Source organism: Kitasatospora sp. NBC_01302, from assembly GCF_035976515.1.
In the GTDB taxonomy this organism is placed as follows: Bacteria; Actinomycetota; Actinomycetes; order Streptomycetales; family Streptomycetaceae; genus Kitasatospora.
Genome location: NZ_CP108404.1, coordinates 9,082,627 through 9,102,910, shown reverse-complemented (window position 1 = coordinate 9,102,910; position 20,284 = coordinate 9,082,627). Strand labels below are relative to the sequence as shown.

The 20,284-nt window shown below is 70.8% G+C and carries 18 protein-coding genes and 3 pseudogenes; 8 read left to right on the top strand and 13 right to left on the bottom strand.

Annotated features, from left to right (window positions below; genetic code table 11):
• The first annotated feature begins 515 nt into the window (after positions 1-515).
• Positions 516-1,016 (top strand): hypothetical protein, encoded by a 501-nt coding sequence (locus tag OG294_RS39605; protein ID WP_327064252.1) that lies wholly within the window; start codon positions 516-518, stop codon positions 1,014-1,016.
• A gap of 69 nt (positions 1,017-1,085) precedes the next feature.
• Positions 1,086-3,569, top strand: a complete 2,484-nt coding sequence (locus tag OG294_RS39600; RefSeq protein WP_327064254.1) for a DEAD/DEAH box helicase — start codon at positions 1,086-1,088, stop codon at positions 3,567-3,569.
• A gap of 483 nt (positions 3,570-4,052) precedes the next feature.
• Here OG294_RS39600 and OG294_RS39595 read toward each other — a convergent pair.
• The 4 genes and pseudogenes from OG294_RS39595 to istA all read right to left on the bottom strand — a co-directional run.
• Positions 4,053-4,485, bottom strand: a pseudogene (locus tag OG294_RS39595) (transposase); the annotation flags it as partial.
• 22 nt (positions 4,486-4,507) lie between these two features.
• Complete coding sequence (gene istB / locus OG294_RS39590; protein WP_327071401.1) at positions 4,508-5,140, bottom strand: IS21-like element helper ATPase IstB; 633 nt, start codon at positions 5,138-5,140, stop codon at positions 4,508-4,510.
• Entirely contained in the window at positions 5,115-5,339 is a 225-nt protein-coding gene (locus OG294_RS41315) for a hypothetical protein (RefSeq protein WP_442789089.1), read from the bottom strand. Before OG294_RS41315 ends, istB begins: the two co-directional genes overlap by 26 nt.
• Positions 5,339-6,605: pseudogene (istA, locus tag OG294_RS41310) on the bottom strand (IS21 family transposase). The gene OG294_RS41315 and the pseudogene istA overlap by 1 nt, the downstream one beginning before the upstream one ends.
• A 279-nt stretch (positions 6,606-6,884) precedes the next feature.
• Between istA and OG294_RS39575 the strand changes: the two are divergent.
• Both OG294_RS39575 and OG294_RS41305 read left to right on the top strand, forming a co-directional pair.
• A complete protein-coding gene (locus OG294_RS39575; RefSeq protein ID WP_327064257.1) occupies positions 6,885-7,460 on the top strand; it encodes a hypothetical protein in 576 nt (191 codons plus the stop codon).
• Positions 7,453-7,830: pseudogene (locus tag OG294_RS41305) on the top strand (tyrosine-type recombinase/integrase); the annotation flags it as partial. The gene OG294_RS39575 and the pseudogene OG294_RS41305, both read left to right, overlap by 8 nt.
• Positions 7,831-7,969: 139 nt before the next feature.
• Here OG294_RS41305 and OG294_RS41300 read toward each other — a convergent pair.
• The 4 genes from OG294_RS41300 to OG294_RS39555 all read right to left on the bottom strand — a co-directional run bounded on the left by OG294_RS41300 (position 7,970) and on the right by OG294_RS39555 (position 10,448).
• On the bottom strand, positions 7,970-8,167 hold the full coding sequence (locus tag OG294_RS41300; protein ID WP_442789394.1) for a transposase: 198 nt from the start codon (positions 8,165-8,167) through the stop codon (positions 7,970-7,972).
• 334 nt (positions 8,168-8,501) lie between these two features.
• Positions 8,502-8,885 carry a helix-turn-helix domain-containing protein gene (locus OG294_RS39565; protein WP_327064258.1) on the bottom strand — a complete coding sequence of 128 codons (384 nt, stop codon included), beginning with the start codon at positions 8,883-8,885 and terminating at the stop codon, positions 8,502-8,504.
• A 925-nt stretch (positions 8,886-9,810) separates the two neighbouring features.
• Complete coding sequence (locus OG294_RS39560; RefSeq protein ID WP_327064259.1) at positions 9,811-10,233, bottom strand: Lrp/AsnC family transcriptional regulator; 423 nt, start codon at positions 10,231-10,233, stop codon at positions 9,811-9,813.
• Positions 10,206-10,448, bottom strand: coding sequence for a hypothetical protein (locus OG294_RS39555; RefSeq protein ID WP_327064260.1), 243 nt, complete (start codon positions 10,446-10,448; stop codon positions 10,206-10,208). The genes OG294_RS39560 and OG294_RS39555 overlap by 28 nt, the downstream gene beginning before the upstream one ends.
• Positions 10,449-10,785: 337 nt before the next feature.
• Between OG294_RS39555 and OG294_RS39550 the strand changes: the two genes are divergently transcribed.
• The gene (locus OG294_RS39550; RefSeq protein ID WP_327064261.1) at positions 10,786-11,118 is read left to right on the top strand and encodes a hypothetical protein; all 333 of its coding nucleotides are present in this window, start codon (positions 10,786-10,788) and stop codon (positions 11,116-11,118) included.
• Positions 11,119-11,269: 151 nt separating this feature from the next.
• Here OG294_RS39550 and OG294_RS39545 read toward each other — a convergent pair whose 3' ends face one another.
• Both OG294_RS39545 and OG294_RS39540 read right to left on the bottom strand, forming a co-directional pair.
• Positions 11,270-13,237 (bottom strand): thioester reductase domain-containing protein, encoded by a 1,968-nt coding sequence (locus OG294_RS39545; protein ID WP_327064262.1) that lies wholly within the window; start codon positions 13,235-13,237, stop codon positions 11,270-11,272.
• A gap of 69 nt (positions 13,238-13,306) precedes the next feature.
• Positions 13,307-13,753 (bottom strand): winged helix-turn-helix transcriptional regulator, encoded by a 447-nt coding sequence (locus tag OG294_RS39540; RefSeq protein ID WP_327064263.1) that lies wholly within the window; start codon positions 13,751-13,753, stop codon positions 13,307-13,309.
• Positions 13,754-13,884: 131 nt separating this feature from the next.
• Here OG294_RS39540 and OG294_RS39535 point away from each other — a divergent pair, with 131 nt between their 5' ends.
• Complete coding sequence (locus tag OG294_RS39535; protein WP_327064264.1) at positions 13,885-14,757, top strand: aldo/keto reductase family oxidoreductase; 873 nt, start codon at positions 13,885-13,887, stop codon at positions 14,755-14,757.
• 76 nt (positions 14,758-14,833) lie between these two features.
• Here OG294_RS39535 and OG294_RS39530 read toward each other — a convergent pair whose 3' ends face one another.
• Genes OG294_RS39530 through OG294_RS39520 form a run of 3 tightly spaced genes read right to left on the bottom strand, consistent with a single transcriptional unit; the run spans position 14,834 to position 17,297 of the window.
• A complete protein-coding gene (locus OG294_RS39530; protein WP_327064265.1) occupies positions 14,834-15,316 on the bottom strand; it encodes a MarR family winged helix-turn-helix transcriptional regulator in 483 nt (160 codons plus the stop codon).
• A gap of 14 nt (positions 15,317-15,330) precedes the next feature.
• Complete coding sequence (locus OG294_RS39525) at positions 15,331-16,392, bottom strand: alcohol dehydrogenase catalytic domain-containing protein (RefSeq protein ID WP_327064266.1); 1,062 nt, start codon at positions 16,390-16,392, stop codon at positions 15,331-15,333.
• Positions 16,389-17,297, bottom strand: a complete 909-nt coding sequence (locus tag OG294_RS39520) for a VOC family protein (RefSeq protein ID WP_327064267.1) — start codon at positions 17,295-17,297, stop codon at positions 16,389-16,391. Before OG294_RS39520 ends, OG294_RS39525 begins: the two co-directional genes overlap by 4 nt.
• A 99-nt stretch (positions 17,298-17,396) precedes the next feature.
• Between OG294_RS39520 and OG294_RS39515 the strand changes: the two genes are divergently transcribed.
• Positions 17,397-19,010, top strand: coding sequence for a CocE/NonD family hydrolase (locus OG294_RS39515; RefSeq protein ID WP_327064268.1), 1,614 nt, complete (start codon positions 17,397-17,399; stop codon positions 19,008-19,010).
• 132 nt (positions 19,011-19,142) lie between these two features.
• Entirely contained in the window at positions 19,143-20,243 is a 1,101-nt protein-coding gene (locus tag OG294_RS39510; protein WP_327064269.1) for a quinone oxidoreductase family protein, read from the top strand.
• Positions 20,244-20,284: the final 41 nt, after the last annotated feature.

Below are 20,284 nucleotides of genomic sequence, written 5' to 3'. Positions count from 1 at the left end.
CCACGGGCCTTCGGCCCGGGTTGCTTGCGCCTTCGGCGCTGCGCGGCGCCTTCGGCGCCGGTACTGCCCCGGCCTTTGGCCGGGGGCCCTCGGCTTCGCCGAGGGCTGGCCCGCGCGGTGCGCGGGCAGCGGGCCGGCTGCGCCGGCCGGATCGGGCTGCGCCCGATCGGGAGGGATGGCGGGCGCTGCGCGGGCTTGGCTGGTGGTGGGTCAACTCCGCGCTTCGCTGCGGAGTTGGGTGGGTGTCAGGGTCGGGCCTTCGGCCCTCGGCGGGGTGGGGGTGGATGCCGGGCTTCGCCCGGGCTGGCTGTGGTGGCGGGTGGGGCGCTTCGCACCTTGGGGGTGGTTGGGTGACGGGTGGTCATGTGGTGGGGTCACTCGTTGGGGTGGTGGAGGGGCGGGCTTCTCCCTCGTGCATCAAAGACAGCAGCCCGCTAGACTCTGTGCTGTTAGCTGGGCTTCGGTAGGGCCTTCAGCCCGCTGGAACGGCGCGGTTTCAGTAGAGGAGAAATACAGTGGCTGAAAGCTCCTACGGAATCTATCTCGCTCGGTCCGCTGTGCGCCATAAGGCCCAGGGGAAATCTCCGGAGTATCTCGCCAACCAGGTGGGACAGGCTCGCTGGTGGGAGCGGGAGGCCGGCCTGCTGGACTACGGGCCCTCCGCGAAGGAAGAGGCTGACGAGTGGGAGCGGATTGCCGAGCTCGTCCGCGCCGAGGGGCTGGCTGCCTACGACGCGGCCCACGACGAGCAGGCCCAGGTTTGGGACGCGGAGTACCGGGACCTTGTAGCGGCACAGCAAGAGGGGACGCAGCGGCTTCGCCGCACCCGCCGGGTGGAGGCCGGGCAGCAGCTGGCGGTGGAGCTGTCCGCCAAGGCGGAGCAGCGCCTGGTGGCGCTGGCGGCTGGGTTGGGGGTGTCTGCGGAGCGGGTGCTGGAGGTCTTGGCGGAGAACGTCGAGAGCACCGGTGAGGGCTTGGTCCGCGTGCCCGGAGTTCGGGTTTCCCCTTCGCCGTGAATAGCTGAATTACCCGTACTGGTCCTACTCCCACGTCACCCGAATTCCAGCTGGAAGGAATTGCCCGTCATGTCTAAGAAGCTTCGTCCTAATCAGGAAGAGGCGTGTGACGCTTCGGTACGACTTCTGACGCTTCCGGCATCGGGTCTGGTGCCGCCGGAGGGGCTGCGGTGTCAGGTCCGGGCCGCGACGGGCTCGGGCAAGTCGCTGACGGCCGTGCACGTGGCCGGGCGGCTGCGCTCGGAGCGGACGCTGGTGCTGGTGCCGTCGTTGCCGCTGCTGGAGCAGACGGTGGCCGTGTGGAAGCGGGAGGGGCACGGCGGGCGGATGGTGGGGCTCTGCTCCCTCAAGGGCAGCGAGCAGCCGGGGATCGCGTGCACCACCGATCCGGTGGAGTTGATCCGCTGGACGGCCGGGCCGGAGCGGGTGACGGTGTTCGCCACGTACGCCAGCCTGGGCCTCGGCCACTTGGAGAAGGCGCATCAGGAGGGTTTGGAGCCGTTTTCGCTGGCGGTAGTTGATGAGGCTCACCGTGTCAGTGGCCAGGCTGGGAAGCCGTGGGCGGCGATCCTGGACAACACCCGGATCCCGTGTGACCGGCGGTTGTTCATGACGGCCACGCCGAGGTTGTGGGCCGTCAAGGAGCGGGATCGGGAGCGGGCGGCGGCGGCCGGCATCGGGGCGGCCGAGCTGATCGCGAGCATGGACGACGAGAGCCTGGCTGCCTTCGGCCCCATCGCCCATGACTATCCGCTCGGGCAGGCAGTGTCGGATGGCGTGATCGCCCCCTACCGCATCGTGTGCGTCGACGTCTCGGACCCGGTCCTCCAGGGGCTGGAGCAGCGTGGTGCGAGCGAGATGTCGGTGGAGTACCGGGGCGCGCGGCTGGCGGCCCTGCAGACGGCTCTGCTGACCGCTGCCGCCGAGTGGGACCTGGCCCGGGTGCTGTCGTTCCATCACATGGTTGCGGAGGCGCGGGCGCTCAGCACCGGGCTCCGGGATGTGGCGAAGGTGCTGTGGGAGCAGGACCCGGCGCTGCACGCGGCCCCGGAGCTGATCGGCACGAGCTGGCTGGAGTCCGAGCACACCACCGCCGAGCGGCGCAAGGCACTCGGCGACTTCTCCTCGCTGCTCGCCGACGACGGGCTGCGGCTGCTGCGCTACGTGCTCTCCTCGGTCAAGGTCTTGAGCGAGGGCGTGGACACGTTCGACTGCGACAGCGTGTTCTTCGCGGACGTGCGCGGCTCGATGGTCGACCTGGTGCAGGCTGTTGGCCGGGCGCTGCGGATGCACCCGGGCAGCGGGAAGGTCGCCACCATCGTCGTGCCGGTCATCCTCGGGCCCGGGGAGAGCGGCACGGAACTGCTCAGCTCGAAGACGTTCGACGGGCTCGCCAAACTGTTGATGGCGCTCCGCTCGCACGACGCCGCCGCCGTCGAGCGCCTGGCGATGCCGCAGTCCGAGACCCGGCCCCCGCGTGAGCCCAGGCACGCCGGCGACCCCGACGAACGCCGCTCAGGCGAAGCCGGGGAGCAGCTGCTGCAGTTCTCCACCCAGCGCGACCCGGCGCTGATCGCGGCGTTCGTGCGGACCCGGGTACTGGAGCCGGAGCGGGCCGAGTACCGACGGGGCCTGGAGGAACTGCTCGCCTACAAGAAGTCGTTCGGCGACGTGAAGGTCGCCTACGCCTATGTCGCCCCGTCCGGGCACCGGCTGGGCTCGTGGGTGGCCGACCAACGCCGCTACAAGGCGGCCGATGTGCTGGACGCCGAGCGGGTCAAGGAGCTGGACGAGCTCGGGATGGTGTGGTCGGTGTTCGACACGGCCTTCACCGACAACCTCACCGCGGTCGCCGGGTACGCCGCCGAGCACGGGCACGCCTGCCCGCCGAACGAGGCGGTGTGGGGCGGGCGGCCGGTCGGGACCATCCTCAAGAACCTGCGCACGGCGCAGCGGCGCACGGAGGCGCTGGAGCGCCGGGCCGAGGCCGGCGAACAGGGCCTTGACTGGACGGGGGCGCTGACCGCCGGCCGCAGGGCCGCCCTCGACGCGATCGACCCGGCGTGGTGCCCCCGCGGGCACACGGTGGAGTGGCAGCGCTGCTTCGCCCTGGCCTGGCGCCACGTCAAGGCCGGCGGCACACTCGCCGGAGCCGAGCCGGGCAGCATCGTCGTCCAGGGCGAGGACCTCGCCGGATGGGGCCGCGCCCAGCAGAGCGGCTGGGACAAGCTCGGCCCGGCCCAGCACTGGGCGCTGGAGCACGTCCTTGGACTCGAACCCCTGGCACCGGAGCAGAAGCCGGCCGCGAAGGTGACGCACGCGGAGAAGGAGGCTCGCAACCTCGCCGCCGCCGCCCAGTACCGCGCCCGCGAAGGACACCTCAACGTCCCCCGCATATACAAGGAACCCCTGGTCGTGGACGACGGCGCCGAAGATGGCGCCACCGTACTGATCAGCCTCGGCCTGTTCATCGCCAACAGCCGCAGCAGGCGCGCCGACATCCCCACCCACCGCGCCACACGCCTCACCGAACTCGGCATGCGCTGGGAATAGCCGGGCACCGAACACGGGCCGGGCCGCCATGGGTGCAACACGGCAACACCCGGCCCGTCTGAGGAGGGAAAGGCCAGGTCAGGGGTGCAACACGAGGCCCGCGTTGCACCCCTGTGTAGCAGTCGGCGGCTGGGGTGCGCGCGACCGGCGTCGGCCACGTCAAAGCTGTCCGGTGACACGGAACCTTGACTGATCGACAGGGAAGTCCCACCGAACGCAGCTCGTGACAGCGAAGTTGGATCGTCACGCGGCAATTTCCGAGTAGCTTGTCGTTCAGTACCGTTCCGGGGGCTCGCCGTATACCGAGGGCGACACCATCGCCGGCGGAGGGGGGCCGATGCCGATCTGCCCGCAGGGCCACGAGTCGCCGACCGATGACTACTGCGATGCCTGCGGCCGGCCGATGCGGACCACAGGCATTGAGGTGTCGAGTCACTCGCCTGTCGGCGCGATACCCTCCCCGCCATCCGTGCCCGTGGTGCACAGGGCCCGGCCGCGGAACGCGGCCAGCTGGCCGTCGAGGTCCTGGCAGATCCTGAAGACCTCACTCCTGGAGATGCCGGTGTCGGCACCCGGGGGCCTTGACCGGGTCGTCGACGGGGCGGGTGGAGACGCCGTGGACGCAGGCCTCCATGATGACCGTGTAGAGGGCCTGGTCGATGCGGCGGCGGCGCTCCAGCAGGGCGGGGAAGAAGCTTCCCGCGCGTAGCTCGGGGATGACCAGGTCCAGGTCGCCGGCCGCGGTACTCAGGATCTTGTCGCGGTGCCCGTTGCGGAACGCGGTGCGGGTCTCGGTGTGCTCGTTCCACCGGGCGCCGATCCTCGCCTCGGCCTCGATGAGCTCTTGGAGCATCCGCTCGGCGACCCCTCGGACTGTCGGCAACGGCTGAAATCGGGCCGGTTTGATCGGTTCAATCGTGGGCCATCGTGCGGTCTGTTCAGTCGTTGTCGGTGGTGCGGGTGCGGCCGAGTTCGCGGCCGCGCATGCGGTAGGACTCGCCTTTGAGGGAGTGGACCTCGGCGTGGTGGACGAGTCGGTCGATCATGGCGGCAGCGACGGTCTCGTCGCCGAAGGTCTCTCCCCAGCGTCCGAAGGGTTTGTTCGAGGTGACGATCACGCTGGCCCTCTCGTATCTGTTCGAGATCAGCTGGAAGAACAGGTTCGCGGCCTCTGATTCGAACGGGATGTAGCCGACCTCGTCGATCACGATCAGCGGGTAGCGGCCGAGCTTGACGAGTTCGTCCTGGAGGCGGCCGGCCTGGTGGGCGGCGGCGAGGCGGTCGACCCACTGGGCGGCGGTGGCGAAGGCGACCCGGTGGCCTGCCTGGCAGGCCCGAACCGCGAGTCCGGTGGCGAGGTGGGTCTTGCCGGTGCCCGGCGGCCCCAGGAAGATCGCGTTCTCCCGGGCGGCTATGAAGTCCAATGTTCCCAGATGGGACAGTTGTTGGCGCGTCAGACCGCGCAGGTGGGTGACGTCCAGCTCTTCGATGGTCTTGATCGCGGGGAAGCGGGCGGCTCGGATGCGGCCCTCGCCGCCGTGGCTGTCACGGGCGGAGACCTCGCGCTGCAGGCAGGCGACCAGGTACTCGAGGTGGGGTCCAGGACTCGGCCTGGGCGCGTTCGGCCAGACGCTCGGCGGCGTCCAGCAAGGCGGGGGCCTTCATCGCGCGGGCGAGGAAGGCCAGGTCGGCGGCGGTCTGCCGGCCCGTGCGGGAAGCCTGGCCGTCCGCCTTCGCCGTGCCGGAGGGTGTGGAGGCGGTGCGGGCCATCAGGTGTCCTCCTTCCCGGCGCCGCCCTCGATGAGGGTGAACATGCGGTCGTAAGTGCCCAGTTCACGTTGCTCGACGTCGATGCCCAGGCTGTCGGGCGCCAGCAGGGCGGCATGGGCGGTGGCCGCGCGGGCGGCCTGCTGGTGGATGACCTCGCCGCGCAGGACCTCGGCCGCGGTGGCGTGCTCGGGGTCGGTGATGCTCTGGTGCCTGGCCCAGCAGCGGGTGTGTCGGCCACGATGTCGTTGCCGGCGATGACGGTGACCTCCTCGTTGTCGGCGCGGACCATGACGGTGCGTCCGATCGCGCGCGGGTGGACGGAGTAGTCGTTGGTGTCGACGCGGATGTAGTGGTCGCGGCCGATGCGGGTGTGGAAGCGCCACCAGTGCGGCGGGGCGACGGGCGGGATCGACAGCATCGCGGCCCGGTCGGCCTCCCAGCGGTCCACCGGCCGGGCGCCGATGATCCGGTGCTGGCGCCGGTTGGCGATCTGCAGCCACGCGGTCAGCTGGTTGTTGAAGTCGTCGGGGCCGGTGAAGGTGCGGCCCGGCAGGAAGCTGGTCTCCAGATAGCCGTTCGCGCGTTCGACCAGGCCCTTCGCCTCCGGGTCGCGGGGCCGGCAGAGGTGGACCTTGACGGCGAGCAGGCCCGCGAACGCGGCGAACTCGCTGGTCAGCCTGCCTTTGCCGACGCCCGCCTCGTTGTCCCAGACCAGCATCTTCGGGACGGCGCCCCAGCCGTCAGCCAGCAGGCGCCAGTGGCCGTCGATCAGGTCGCCCGTCTGCCGGGAGGGCAGCATCCGGGCGGTGATCACCCGTGAATACCCGGAGACGATCACGAGGACAGGCGGGCGACCGGACTGGCCGTAGCCGAGCGGGATGTCCACGGCGGGAACCACAGGTCGCACTGGGCGAGCTCACCGGGCTGGTAGACCGTCCGCGAGACCGGATCGACCGGCAGATAGGCCGGCCGCAGCTCGCGCACCCGCTCACGCAGGATCGTCATCCCGCGCTGCCAGCCGATCCGCTCGGCGATGACGGTGACCGGCATCGTGGGAGTCGCCTTGAGCAACTCGCGGATCGCAGGCTCGACCGCATCCACCGCCGAGCCCTTCAGCGGACGCTGGTAGACCGGCGGCCGATCCGAGGCCAGGGCCCGCGACACGGTGCCTCTGGAGATCCCCAGCTGCCGGGCCACTGCCCGGGCCGACAGCCCCTCAGCCCGATACAGCCGGCGAATCTCGGCCCAGTCCTCCACGCAGATCACCCTCTCCTCCTCCTGACTCCAGACCCATGAAGTCAGAATGATCAAGAGATCGCAGAGTGGCCCGCTTTTTGATCCGCCGTCCGTGGTCCTCGTTTCACCCGTTGCCGACACCCGTGGGTTCATTGAGCCAGCCAAGCTCCCTGACGGCCTCGGCGGATGCCTGATCTGCAGGTCTGCCGAGATGCCGCCCGCTGTGGCGAATGCCGCCGATTCTTCAGGATCTCTGAAGTATCCTCAGCTGTCATGGTGATGCCGCCGGAAAGCTGAAGGGGAGGACGGATGGCGCTGGCTGTAGTGCGCGACCTGCGGCCCGATCTGCGGCTGGAGTCCGCTGAAGAAGTCGCCGCGTTCGAGCAGGATCTGCTGGCGGAGTTCGTGCTCGCCCGCGCTTCCGCCGGGGTGTTGGACGACACGATCCGTGCGGACGTCGGCGGGGTCCTCGGGCTGCGGGAGTGGTTCGGCCGACCGTTGTGGGAGATGCAGCCGCAGGACCTGGACCGGTACTTCGGCCGGCATCGCCGCGGCTCGGCACCGGGCACGAAGGTCCGCCCGGCCGCTGCGTTCGCCGTCTACTTCGAGTTCCTGGAGCTGAGGCACAAGGCGACGATCCACGCGGCCACCGGCGTGGTGGTCGAGTCGCCACTCGATGAGGTCAACCGGCCCCGCGGCGGCACCGCGTCTCGCCTTCGGATCCCGCCCTCGGCCGAGGAGGCGGCGAGGCTGTTCTCGGGCTGGCGGGAGGACATGGAGGCCGCGCGAAAGTACGCGCCGGCCGCGCGGAATTACACCGCCGCCCGTCTGACCAGCCTGATCGGCCCGCGAATTTCGGAGCTGTGCCTGCTGCGGGATCGGTGACGTCCGGTGGGACCTCGGACGGTTCGGCAAGATCCTGTTCAAGGGCAAGGGAAGCGTCGGCCGGGGGAAGAAGGAGCGGCTCGTCCCGCTGATCAACGGGGCTCGGGACCTGCTGGAGTGGTGGGTCACCGGCCCTCGCTGGGAGTTCGACGGCAGGGCGGAGGACCCTTTGGCACCGCTGTTTCCGTCTGAGCGCCGGTACGGCGACGGATCCAGTCGGGCGGTGACCGACGACGCGTTGCGGTCGGGGCTCGCCGAGGCGGTTGCACGCCATCTTCCGCACCAGATAGGCCAGTTGACGCCACACGTTCTGCGGCACTTCGCGGCCTCTGACCTCTATCGGAACGGCATGGACGTCGTGGCTATCCAGGAGATCCTCGGCCACGAGTGGCTCAACACCACCATGATCTACGTGCATGTTGAGCAATCCCACGTCGAGGACGCGGGGATCCGGGCCGGCCAGAGGGCCGCCGCGGGGGCGGGCCGATCAGCGGGCCGAGAGCACGCTCCTACCAAGCCACTCCACGGGGGACCCCAGGGCCGGCGGGGCGGCACATCAAGGACAAGCCACCGCGCAGCTGGCGGTTCTCCCGACGCAGCCTCGCCAGTTCCTCCTTCTCGGTGGCGTTCAGCCGATCGTCGCGCTCACCACGGTCGGCCTCGCCCTGGCGGATCCAGTTGCACAGAGCCTCGTAGTGCACCCCCAGGCCCCGAGCCAGCTATCGGATTACCGGCTTCGGGTCGGCGGCTCGGTACACGGCAACGGCTCGCTGCCCAACTCGAATGGATATTTCATCGATGCAACCATGGCAGAAAGCCCCCTATCACGACCTATCAGGGCGTGTCGGTAACCTTCCGTACCTCGGGGGAACCTCAACCAAACAGGGGGCCGGCCCGTCCTAAGGGCGGGAAAACCAGACGCTAGCTCCGGAGATCCCGACCTTCCCCCAGCCGGGTGAACCATCGTGTGCGGCCCGGGCGCAACCGTCTCCCGTCACGCGGTCCGGCGGCGCCGCGTGACGGGAGACGGTTGCGCCGCGCCTATTCCTCGTCCCGGACAGCCTTGATGGTGCGTCGACGCCTAGCATCCACGTTCCCCACCTTGCGCGGTGCCTCGGCACGCGCGTCAGGCGTGACCTCCGGGGCCTCCAGTGCCTCTGCGACCAGGCGGCGGATCTCCGGGTTGGAGGCGAAGAAGTAGCGGGGGTTGATCCGGTAGCGGGTCGGGTCGGGGTTCTCCACCAGGCGGAGGGTCTCCAGACGGGCGAGGGCGTCGTAGACCGTCGAGGTGGACGTCCCGCAGTCGTGCGCGATTTCCTCCACATCGGCGGTGATCAGTTCGAACACCGCACCCTGGGCAGTCAGCCACTCCAGGACGCTGCGCTGGGCAGCGCTCAGGTTCAGGGTGTAGACCGGCGACTTCACGATGCACGTCGCTCATTCGGTGCGGCGGGATTTGTAGAATCAACACAGTTCACGCCGCATTACCGGGAAGGCCCGGTGCCTGACGACCAGCCGAGCGTTCAGATCGTGATTTTGAGGCTGCACCCTGGGGTGAGCCGTGAGGGGTTCCTCGACGTCACCCGCCGGATGGCGAGTTGGCTCCGACTGCGACCCGGCTCCATGGGCTACGAGCTCTACGAGGGGTCGCTTGCGGGGATGACACTGGATTCCTCCTGGTGCGGGATGTCTGCGGAGACGAGAACGAAAGACGAGAACGAAGATGGTCAAGATCATCTTTTTGCCGAACGGCACCGCCGCCCGCACTTCATGCGACGAGCATCCTGCCCGTTGCCGCGGCACCCGCCGGTCGGCCCCACGCTCCCGCCCGTACGCTGCCGAACTGGTCACCCTCGCCACGAGCTGCCGCTGTCGGGTTCCCGCGTTCACCGCCTCGACCAGCCGAGTAACGCAGCAGGGAGCCACGGTGTCGGCTTGGTTGGCCGGTCCCCTGCCGACGACTGGTGGCCGGACCAGGTCGGGCTCGGGTGCTGCGACAACCCGAACGAGGGAAGCGCGACCAGATGACGGCATTGACGGGGCGACGCCTGCCGGCGATCTTGCGGCCCCGCTGCACCCGCCGCAGCCGGCTTGGCACCCGGCGGCCACAGTCCGTGCCCGCGTCCCGACGTCCCGCCCAACTGCTGCCCGTTTCTGACCCAGGTCGCTGTGCGCCCTGCGGGTAGACCATGTCCACCGCATCTCACCAGCCCGCCGCCGGGTCAGCCGCACACGGCCGCCCCGCGGAGGGGGAACAGACAAAGGCGGCCGCCGACACGCTGAGGCTAGCGTACGGACTGCTCCCGGCAGATGTCATGCGATTCCCGGAGCGTGACACTCTTCGCTGAGGTCAGGGCTCAAGAATGCGGTCGAGGCCGAGCGAGACCTCGTGCAGGACGAGTCGGCTGCGCACCTCCCGGACGCCCAGTTCGGCCTTGAGTCGGTCGATGACGGTCTCGAACTCGCGCGCGTCGGTGCAGGCCAGCCGGACCTGGAAGTCGTAGTCGCCGGTGAGGCGCATCGCGCTGACCACCTGGGGCACGTCGGCGAGTTGCCGCTCGAAGGCGCGGCGGTCCGTGTCGTCGCGCAGTCGGATGTCGCTGATCATCTGCATGCCGCGGCCGAACGCCGCCAGGTCCAGCTCGGCCTGGAGCCGGCGGACCCGGTCGGCCACCGTGTTCGCGGACAGCCGGACCTGGCGGCCCAGCTCCTGGTAGGTGGCCCGGCCGTCCTGCAGAAGGAGGGTCAGGAGGTGTCGATCGATGCGGTCCACGACACCATGGTACGAATACTCGGCCGATCACCGATATCAGCGACGATCCAGCGGTGAATCAGTGTCAGCAGCCGGTAGTCCGAGCCAAAATCGGCCGGATCGACGTGAGAATCGCAGGCATGGAACTGCTGCTGCTCCGCGTTGCCCTCGCCCCCTCCCTCGTCCTGCTGGCCTCCGTCGTCGCGCGCCGCTTGGGGCCATGCCGGGGCGGCCAACTGCTGGGCGCGCCGACGACCACCGGCCCGTTCCTGGCACTGACCTGGCTGGCCTCCGGACCGGAGCGGGCGGCGTCGGCCGCGCACGGCACGGTCACCGGGACACTGTCGTCGCGTGCTTCTGCCTGGCCCACGCGCGACTCGCCCCGACCCGCCCGCCGGGGCGCACGCTCGCCCTCGCCCTGCTCTGCGCGGCCGGGGCAGGGCTGGTCGGGGCCGGGCTCGACGAGGTCTGGCTGTCCGCCGCGCTGACCTCGGCCATGATCGTGGCCGGTCTGCTGACCTGGCCGACCACCGGCAGCCGACTGCCGCCCGGGGCTGGGAGATACCGGTGCGGATGGCCCTGTCCGGTGTGACCGTGGCGGGCGCGCTGGCCGCCGCCGCTGCCCTGGGGCCCTTCGTCGGCGGCGTCCTGTCGGCGCTCCCGGTGCTGCTCTCGATCATGGGCACCTCGGTGCACCGAACAGCCGGCGCCCCGGCCGCCGCCGAGCTGATGCGCGGTGCGCTGACCTCCGCCGCCGGCACGCTCGGCTTCCAACTGGTGCTCTGCTTCGCCCCGGTCCCGCTCGGCCCGGCCGCCGCCTTCGCACTCGCCCTGACCGCCCTGCTGACCGGCGACCGACTGCTGCGCTTGGGCCTCCCGCGGTCGGCGGCCGCCCGGCCCGCGTGACGCACGATCCGCCTGACGCCCGTCCCGCCTGACGCCCGGCGCTGTGTGGCCGGGCAGCAACGGCGGTACGGCAGAGCTCCTTGTTCCTCTGCCGTACCGGAGCACCGGGACTGGCCGTGCGGCGCGTCAGGGCCCGGGCCGCCGTGGCCCGTTACAGCAGGTGCTGTGCCCGGAGGTCTGCCACGTACTTGGTGATCAGGTCCGGCGACAGGTGCGGGATGTCGTTCTCCTCGTCGAGGGCGGCGGCCCGCACGGCCGCGCGGAACCGGTCGGCCGGGAGGGCGGAGCCGGGCAGGGGCTGCTGCGGCTTCGCGAAGGCGTGCAGCAGGGGAAGCAGCGAGTGCTGCCGCTGGCGGTCGGGCAGCGCTCGCAGGGCGGTCTCGAAGCGGTCGAACCACTCCTCGTGGTCGTCGATGCGCGTCAGGGGGTGTCCGGCGGCCGCCAGCCAGTCGACGAAGGTGTCGAGTGAGATGCCGTCCTCGTGCGGGTTCACCACATTGAAGGTCCAGTACCCCTCCCGGGCGTCCTCGCCCAGCGAGGCGATGGCCCGCGCCGTGAAGTGCACGGGGAGCGCGTCGAAGTGGCCGGTGCCGTCACCGGTGCCCCGGGCGTAGAAGCTGCCGGGGGCGATGCCCGTCGCCAGCAGGCTCAGCAGGAGGCGGGTGACCACGTCCGGGATGTTCAGCTGACCCCGGTAGCGCGGGTGGGCGAGGATCAGGTTCGAGCGGAACACGGCGACCGGCAGGCCGAAGGTGTCGTGCGCCTCGCGCAGCAGCACTTCGCCGGCCCACTTGCTGGCCGCGTAGCCGTCCGCGTAGTCGCCGGTGAGGTCGCGCGCGGCGCAGGCCGTGCGGATGTCGGCTGCCTCGTCGGCCGCGGCGCCGGAGACTGCGGTGATCGTCGACAGGTAGGTGAACTGCTTGGTCCGGGAGGTGACCGCGAGCCTGATCAGTTCGGCCGTGCCGAGCACGTTGGGGCCGAACAGCTGGTCGTACGGCAGGACGTGGTTGACGAGTGCCGCCGGGTGGACGATCAGGTCCACGGTGTCGGCCAGCCGCTGCCAGGTCTTCGGGTCGAGCCCGAGGTCGGCCTCCCCGATGTCGCCGGCGACCACCTCCAGGTGCTCGGCGGCCAGGGCGCGGTAGTGCTTCAGGAGCTCCGGGTCGCCGGTGTCGAAGGCCGCGTCGAGCCGGGCCCGGGCCAGCTCGTCGGTGCTGCCGCGGACCACGCACACCACGGTGCCGCCGCGTTGCGCGACGCGCTCCAGCCAGGCGAGGCACAGGAAGCGGCCCAGGAAGCCGTTGGCGCCGGTCAGCAGGACGGTCCGCACCTCGGGCAGCCGGCCGTCGGGCCCACCACCGACGAGGTTGCCGCCACTCGCCGTGGCCTGCGGATCGAGGAACGCCCGCAGCGTCAGGTGATCCGCGAGCAGGTGCGTGGCGCCCGGTCCGTGGACGGTGTCGGCACTGGGGCGCCGGTGGCCCGAGGTCAGGGGCCGCTCGATGTGATCGGCCACCTGCTGCAGCGTGTTGACCGGGTTGAGGACGACGTCGACGGGGACGTCGACGTGGAAGACCTCCTCCAGCAGCTGGGAGAAGGTCAGCGCGGAGAGGCTGTCACCGCCGAGATCGAGGAAGCGCGTGGCGGGGCTCACCTCGTCCTGTCGGAGTCCGAGGACCGCTCGGGCGGACCGGAGCACGGTCTCCCGTACCGGCCGGTCCGTCCCGGTCCGGCGCAGGGCCTGGAGTTCGTCGTTCTCGCGCTCGGTCAGTTCGGTGTACAGCGCTTCGAGTCGCTCCCCGTAGCGCTGGGTCAACGCGGGCCGCAGCAGCTTGCGCACGCCGGAGAGCAGCCCGTTCTGCTGGCTGAACGGCTCGGGCTCGATGAGGAACGCTTGTGGGAGCTCGTACGCGTTGAGGCTCGCCTCGGTGGCGAGCTGGTGCAGGGACTCGCGCAGCATCGACCTGAGGCGGCCGGTGTCCTCGCCGGTGCGGTCGAGCGCCTCCTGGGTGGGGACGATGACCGCGAGCAGGTAGCCGCGAGCGCTGTTGCCGTAGACGAAGACCTGCCGGACGAGCGGACTGCCGGTGAAGAGGGCTTCCAGTGGGGAGGTCGCCACGAACTCGCCCTGGGACAGCTTGATGACGCTGGACCAACGGCAACGACGGCCCGAGATTGCTCATGTGGTTCAGGTGACACGCGTGTCGTAGGTCTCGCGGTTGGCAAGCACATCATCCATGTGCTCCTCGGCCCAGGCCTTGAGGCCGCGCATCATTTCGTGCAGCGACAGGCCGAGATCGGTCAGCTCGTAGGTGACCGTGACCGGCACGGTCGGCGTCACGGTGCGGGTGACCAGACCGTCGCGCTCCAGGGAGCGCAGCGTCTGGGTGAGCATCTTCTGACTGACGCCGACCAACAGGCGCAGCAGCTCCGAGTAACGCATCGACCGGGGCTCGCCGGCACAGTCGGCGCCCGGCCGGTGCGAGCCGCCGCCGCTGCCGAGCGCGGCCAGGATCAGCGTGACCCACTTGTCGGAGAGCCGGTCGAGCAGCTTACGGCTGGGGCAGACCGCCAGGAAGGCGTCGTACCCCGCCTTGGCCTCGGCCCTCTGCTGGGCCGCCGTCATCGTCGCCATGGACCACTCCTGTTCACCCGCGGGTTCCTTACGCACTCCGAAGTGCCTACTTCCCGCTGGGAAGCTACATCCCCATGATGGTGCGGGAGCGCTGCCAGGCACCACCCCTGGCCCCCTACGAAAGGCACACCATGGGCACCCCCTCCGCCTCCCTTCCCGGCGGCACCTGGACCCTGGGCGACCTGACCGTCACCCGGTTCGGCTACGGCGCCATGCAGCTCGCCGGCCCCTGGGTCATGGGCCCGCCGGCCGACCGCGACGGCGCACTCGCCGTCCTGCGCGAGGCCGTCGACCGCGGCATCACCCACATCGACACCTCCGACGCCTACGGACCGCACGTCACCAACCAGCTGATCCGCGAAGCGCTGCACCCGTACCGTGACTCGCTGCACATCGTGACCAAGGTCGGCGCGACCCGGGACGAGAAGGGAGGCTGGCCCCCGGCCCGGCGCCCCGAAGAGCTGCGCCGGTCCGTCCAGGAGAACCTGGAGAACCTCGGCCTCGACACGCTGGAGGTGGTCAACCTCCGGCTCGGCGACGCCCAGGGCCCCGTGGCCGGTTCGCTCACGGAGGCGTTCGGGGCACTGGCCGAACTCCAGCAGCAGGGTCTGATCCGGCACCTCGGCGTGAGCAACGCGACGGTGGAACAGATCGCCGAGGCGCAGGCGATCGCGCCGATCGTGTGCGTGCAGAACCTGTACAACCTCGCCCACCGCCACGACGACGAGCTGATCGACGAGCTCGCCGAGCAGGGCATCGCGTACGTGCCGTTCTTTCCCCTCGGTGGCTTCAGCCCGCTGCAGTCCTCGGCGCTCACGGCCGTGGCCGACCGGCTCGACGCGACGCCGATGTCGGTCGCCCTGGCCTGGCTGTTGCAGCGGTCGCCGAACATCCTGCTGATCCCCGGCACCTCGTCGGTGGCGCACCTGCGCGAGAACATCGCGGGCGCGGGAGTCCCGCTCTCCGACGAGGATCTCGCCGCGTTGGACAGGATCGGCCGCTGACCCCAGGGCGCTTCCCAGCGACCGGTCGGACAGCGGATGGCCGGACAGCGCCCGGCCGGACTCCGGCCCGCTGAGCTCACCCGCCCGGCGGCTCCTGCGGCGGGAGCGCGCACCCGGCGCCGGTCATGACACGCAGCAGCAGGCCGCGGAACTGCTCGCGCTCGGATTCGGTGAGCAGGGCCAGCGCGCGGGCGTCGACGGGCTCGGTCAGCTGCTGTGCCCGGTCGAGCAGTTGCGCTCCGTCCTCCGTGATGTGGACCCGCTGGATGCGCCCCTGGGTGGGATGCGGGCTGCGGCGCACCAGGCCGCGCCGCTCCAGCTCGGTGACCGCGCCGGACATGGCCTGCGCCGTGACCCCGGCCCGGCGGCCCAGCTCGGCGCCCGACAGCCATCCCTCGTCGGCGAAGGTGAGCTGGGCCAGAGCCGCGAGCTGGGCCTGGGTCAGCGACAGCGGTTTCAGGGCGCGCTCTACCTGCTGGCTGAGCGTGTTGGACAGCAGCCGGACCAGAAAGGCGATGCGGGACTGGGGTGCGACGGGGTGCGCTTCTTGGCGGGACACGGTGCCTCTCTGGGTCATCGGCGCGGCCTTTCGGTGACCCCCGGGAACTCGAGCACGATCTGGCCGCCGGCTCGCCCGGCCTCGATTCGGGCGTGGGCGTCGACGACCTGGTCCCAGGGGGTCGGTCGGATGAAGTTCTCCGGCGGCCGGAAGCCGGCGGACACCTCGGCCCAGAGGTTATCGCGATGCTTGCGGTTGCCGGTGCGCACGCCGACGATCGAGTGGCTGTGCAGGTACAGCTGCCGGAACCGCAGTGGCACCGGGTCATCGGTGATCGCGCCGGAGACGACGACCACCGTGGCCCGCGCCAGCGCGGGCAGGTAGGCGTCCCACAGCGCCGGGACTCCGAGGTTGTCGATGACACAGTCGATCCCGTCGTCCCCGGCGGCGGATCGCAGCCGCCCGGCCAGGTCGTCCGTGCCGGAGTCGATCGCCGCGGTCAGCGGCAGACCGGCCAGTCGGCCCGGGTCCCGTACGACCGCGATCACCCGACTGCCGCGGAAGGCGGCCAGCGCCGCGACGGTCGACCCGAGCGCGCCGCCGGCCCCGAGCACCAGCACCGTCGTGTCCGGCCCGGCGCCGCCCGCGGCCAGCTGCGCCGCGGCGACGCCGCCGTTGACGGCCAGCGAGGCCGCCTGGGCCAGGGTGATCCCCTCCGGGATCACCTGGACGTTCACCGCCGGTACGACGGTGAACTCGGCGTAGCTCCCGGGGCGGTGGATGCCGAGCAGGCGGATCTCGGGGCACGCCTCCTCGCGGCCTTGCGCGCAGTACCGGCATTGCCCGCAGGTCAGCGCCGACGTGACCGCGACCCGGGCGCCGAGCAGGGCGGTGTCCACCCCCTCGCCGACCGCGTCGACGAGGCCGGCGTGCTCGGTGCCGAACACGTGCGGGAAGGTGCGGATCTGCTCGGCGAAGGGCGGCCGGCCGGCCCGCGCGGCGACGTCCTTCGTGCGGGAGACCGTCGCCGCGCCGACCCGCACGCGCACCTCGCCGGGGCCGGGCTCGGGGTCGGGCAGTTGCGTGGTGCGCAGCACCTCGGGCGCGCCGAACCGGTCGATCACGATCGCCTTCATCGCTGCTCTCCCATCGGGGGGTTGGCCATCGGGGGGTTGGCCATCGCGTGGGCGACGCCCGGGGTGATGCCGCCGCTGGTACCCCACACGTCCGCGTTCTCCTGGGTGCGCGGCCAGGCCTGTGCCTGCCAGTCGGGGCCGACCTCGATCAGGTCCGAGGTGTACTCGATGACGTTGCCGACCGGATCCTGGAAGTAGCAGAAGACGTTTCCGCCCGGGCCGTGGCGGCCAGGGCCCCAGATGGTGTCGACCCCTGCCTTGCGCATCCGGCCCAGCGAGCGCATCACCTCGTCCGTGTCGCGGACCTCGAAGGCGACGTGGTTCAGCGTGGCCCACTCCCCCGGCGCCAGGACCACGCAGTGGTGCTGGGAGTTGCAGCGCAGGAAGACCATCAGGTCGTTCTCGTAGGTGTCGGAGACCGCGAAGCCCAGCACGTCGACGTAGAAGGCCTTGGCGGCGGCCAGGTCCGGCGAGTTCAGCACGACGTGGCTGAGCCGGTCCGGGCCGAAGTCCCGGCTCGCGGGCTCGCGGTGCTCCGGCAGGCCCGCGCCGACCTCCAGCACCCGGCCCTCCGGATCGGTGAATTCGACCGTGTAGCCGCCGTCGGCCCGCACGCCGGGCCCGGTGAGCACGAACGCGCCGGCCGCGCGGACCTTCGCCGCGATCGCGTCGACGTCGGCGGGGCTCGCCGCGCCGAGCGCGATCCGCTCCAGCGCGCGCCCGGCGCCCGGAACCAGCCGCAGCACGTGGTGTTCGGCGCCGCGGGCCCGCAGCGCGATCCCTCCGGCCGGGGCGGTCGGGTCGGGGACCTGTTCGAGGCCCCAGGTCCGCTCGTAGAAGGGCAACAACGCGGCGGGGTCCGTGGCCGCGATGTCGATGCTGCGCAGATGGGTGATGCCTGTCACGACGGTTCTCCTCGTTGCGTTCCCGGTCGTTGCGCTCCTATTGGATGTAAAGTACTTTATAAAGCAGTTGATATTCTGGCAAGAACCGAGGAGGCCCCGATGTCCGCTGCAGCCCAGATGACGATCGAGAAGGACGTGCCGGTCCCCACCCGCGACGGCACCGTGCTGCGCGCCGACGTGTTCCGTCCGGCGCAGCCGGGCCCGCATCCGGTCCTGATGGTGCACGGCCCGTACGGCAAGGACATCCACTTCGCCGACTTCAACGCGCACGCCTACGACCTGATCGACGAGCACGGACCCCAGATGACCTGGGAGACGCCGAACCCCGAGTGGTGGGTGCCCCGCGGCTACGCCGTGGTCCGGGTCGACCAGCGCGGCACCGGGCACTCCGAGGGGAGGATGGCGCTGTTCTCGCCCACCGAATGGGAGGACTACTACGACGCGATCGAATGGGCCGGGGTGCAGGAGTGGAGCACCGGCAAGGTGGGGCTGCTGGGCATCTCCTACTACGCCATCGGGCAGTGGCACGTCGCGGCGCTGCAGCCGCCGCACCTGGCCGCGATCGTGCCGTGGGAGGGCGCGATCGACATCTACCGCGACTGGTCGCACCACGGCGGCATCCTGAGCAACCAGTTCACCGACGAGTGGTGGACCCGTCAGATCACCGGCAACCAGAGCGCCCTGCCCGCCGGTGCGCCCAACCCACAGCGTGCCGTGGAGGGCAACGCCGAGCTGCCGACCGAACTCCGCGAGCACGCGTTACGGAAGACGTACTACCTGGCCCGCGAGGTCGACCTCTCGAAGATCACCGTGCCGGTGCTGTCGTCGGGCAACTGGACCAGCTACCAACTGCACCTGCGGGGCAACGTCGAGGGCTACCTCGGCGCGGGCTCCGAGCACAAGTGGCTGGAGATCCACGAGGGCAACCACTTCACGCCCTTCTACACCGAGGAGAGCCGGCTCTACCAGAAGCGCTTCCTGGACCGTTTCGTCGCCGGCGACGAAACGGCCTGGCAGGACGAGCCGCCGGTGCGCCTGACCATCCGTGACCCGCGCGGGTCCTTCGTGCGCGCCGAATCCGAGTGGCCGATCGCGCGCACCGCCTGGACCCGCCTGTACCTGGACGCGGAGCGCGGCGCGCTGGGCGCCGAGGCACCCGGCACCGAGGCACGCGTGGACTATCCGGCGCCCGCAGGCGGTGTCACGCTGTTCACCGCCCCGTTCATCGAGGACGTCGAACTCACCGGCCCCTCCGCACTGCACGTGTGGGTCAGCGCGGACACCGAGGACATGGACCTGTTCGTGACGCTGATCGACATCGACTCCGAGGGCAAGGAGGTGACCTTCGAGGACGCGTCGGGCATCGGGAACCGCGGCCCGGTGGTGAAGGGCTGGCTGCGGGTCTCGCACCGCGAGCTCGACGAGGCCCGGTCCAAGCCCTACCGTCCGGTGCACCCCCACGACACCCGCAGCCCGCTGACGGCCGGGGTCCCGGTCGAGGCGGCGGTCGAAATCCTGCCCACCAGCAGGGTCTTCGCGGCGGGCCACCGACTGGGGCTGGTGATCCAGGCCGCCGACCGCACCGATCCCACCCGGTTCCGGCACAACAACCCCGTCGACCGCGCTCCCTTCACGGGTACCAACACGGTGCACACCGGCGGCCGGTACCCCTCGTACCTGCTGGTGCCGGTGATCCCGCCGAAGGAATCCTGAGCCTGCGGAACGACCCCTGAACCTGCCGAGGCGCTCGACCGCACGGTCGGCACGGCCGAGCGCCTCGCGCAGAGCAACCTCCAGGCCGAGTACCGGCCGGTCCCTCCATCGGAACATCGGAAAGGCCCGCTCATGACCACCGACAGCCAGTTGCCCACCACCACGAAGGCGGTTCGGGTCTTCGAACACGGCGGACCCGAGCAGTTGGTCCATGCCGACTACCCGCTCCCGCCACTGGGCCCCCGCGATGTCATGGTCGCCGTCGACACCGCCTCGGTCTCGGGCTGGGACCTGAAGTACCGCTCGGGGCAGCTGTCCGGGGAGCGGCTGCCCGGCCGGCGCGCGCTGCCGATGCCCCAGCAACTCGGCCGCGAGGCCGCGGGCACCGTCGTGGCGGTGGGAGACGAGGTGGCCGGGTTCCGGCCGGGGGATCCCGTCGTCGGTGTGGTGCACCCGGAGAATCCGTACGCGTCGCAGACCTACCGGGGCCTGGGCAACCTGTCGACCGGAGTCGACGTGCCCGGCCACGCCGGTCTCGGCTCGTACGCGCAGTACCTGGTGCGTGATCAGCGGCTCTGGCTGCCGCTGCCGGCACACGTCGACCTGGAGCAGGCGGCGGTGCTGCTCTGGCCGTACGCGACCTCGCACCGCCTCGTTCTGGACCGGCTGCGCGTGCGGCTCGGTGAGACCGTGCTGGTGTGCGGCGCCTCCGGAGGGATGGGGGAAGCCACCGTCCGCCTGGCCCGGATGGCCGGCGCCCGGGTCGCCGTGACGACCCGGCATGCCGACAAGGCCGGTCTCTTGAAGGAGATGGGCGCGGACCACGTGGTGGTCACCGCCGATCGGGCGGCGGCTGCGGCCGAGCTGCGGGACTGGACCGCCGGGACCGGGTTCGACCACGCCGTCGACTTCACCGGTGACGCGGACCTCTTCCGACTGGCGGTCGACGCCTTGCGGTTGGGCGGCACGGTCTGTCCGGCGGCCGGCAACCAGCGCACGGGCGGGTACCTGCCGCTCACGATGAGCGATCTCACCCGCCTGGAGATGACGGTCGTCGGTGTGCGCGGTGCCCGCCATCGCGATGCCCTCGAAGTCCTGGATCTGCTGGCCCGGGGGCTGATCGGCATCCGGATCGCCGCACGCTTTCCTCTGTCCCAGGCCAACCGGGCACACGCGCTGCTGGAGAACAGCACCGACCTCGTGGGCCGGGTCGTCCTCAAGCCGGGGTCGTGACGCTCTGCGGGAAGTGCAGGAGCCGGGGCTGCGCCGGCCAC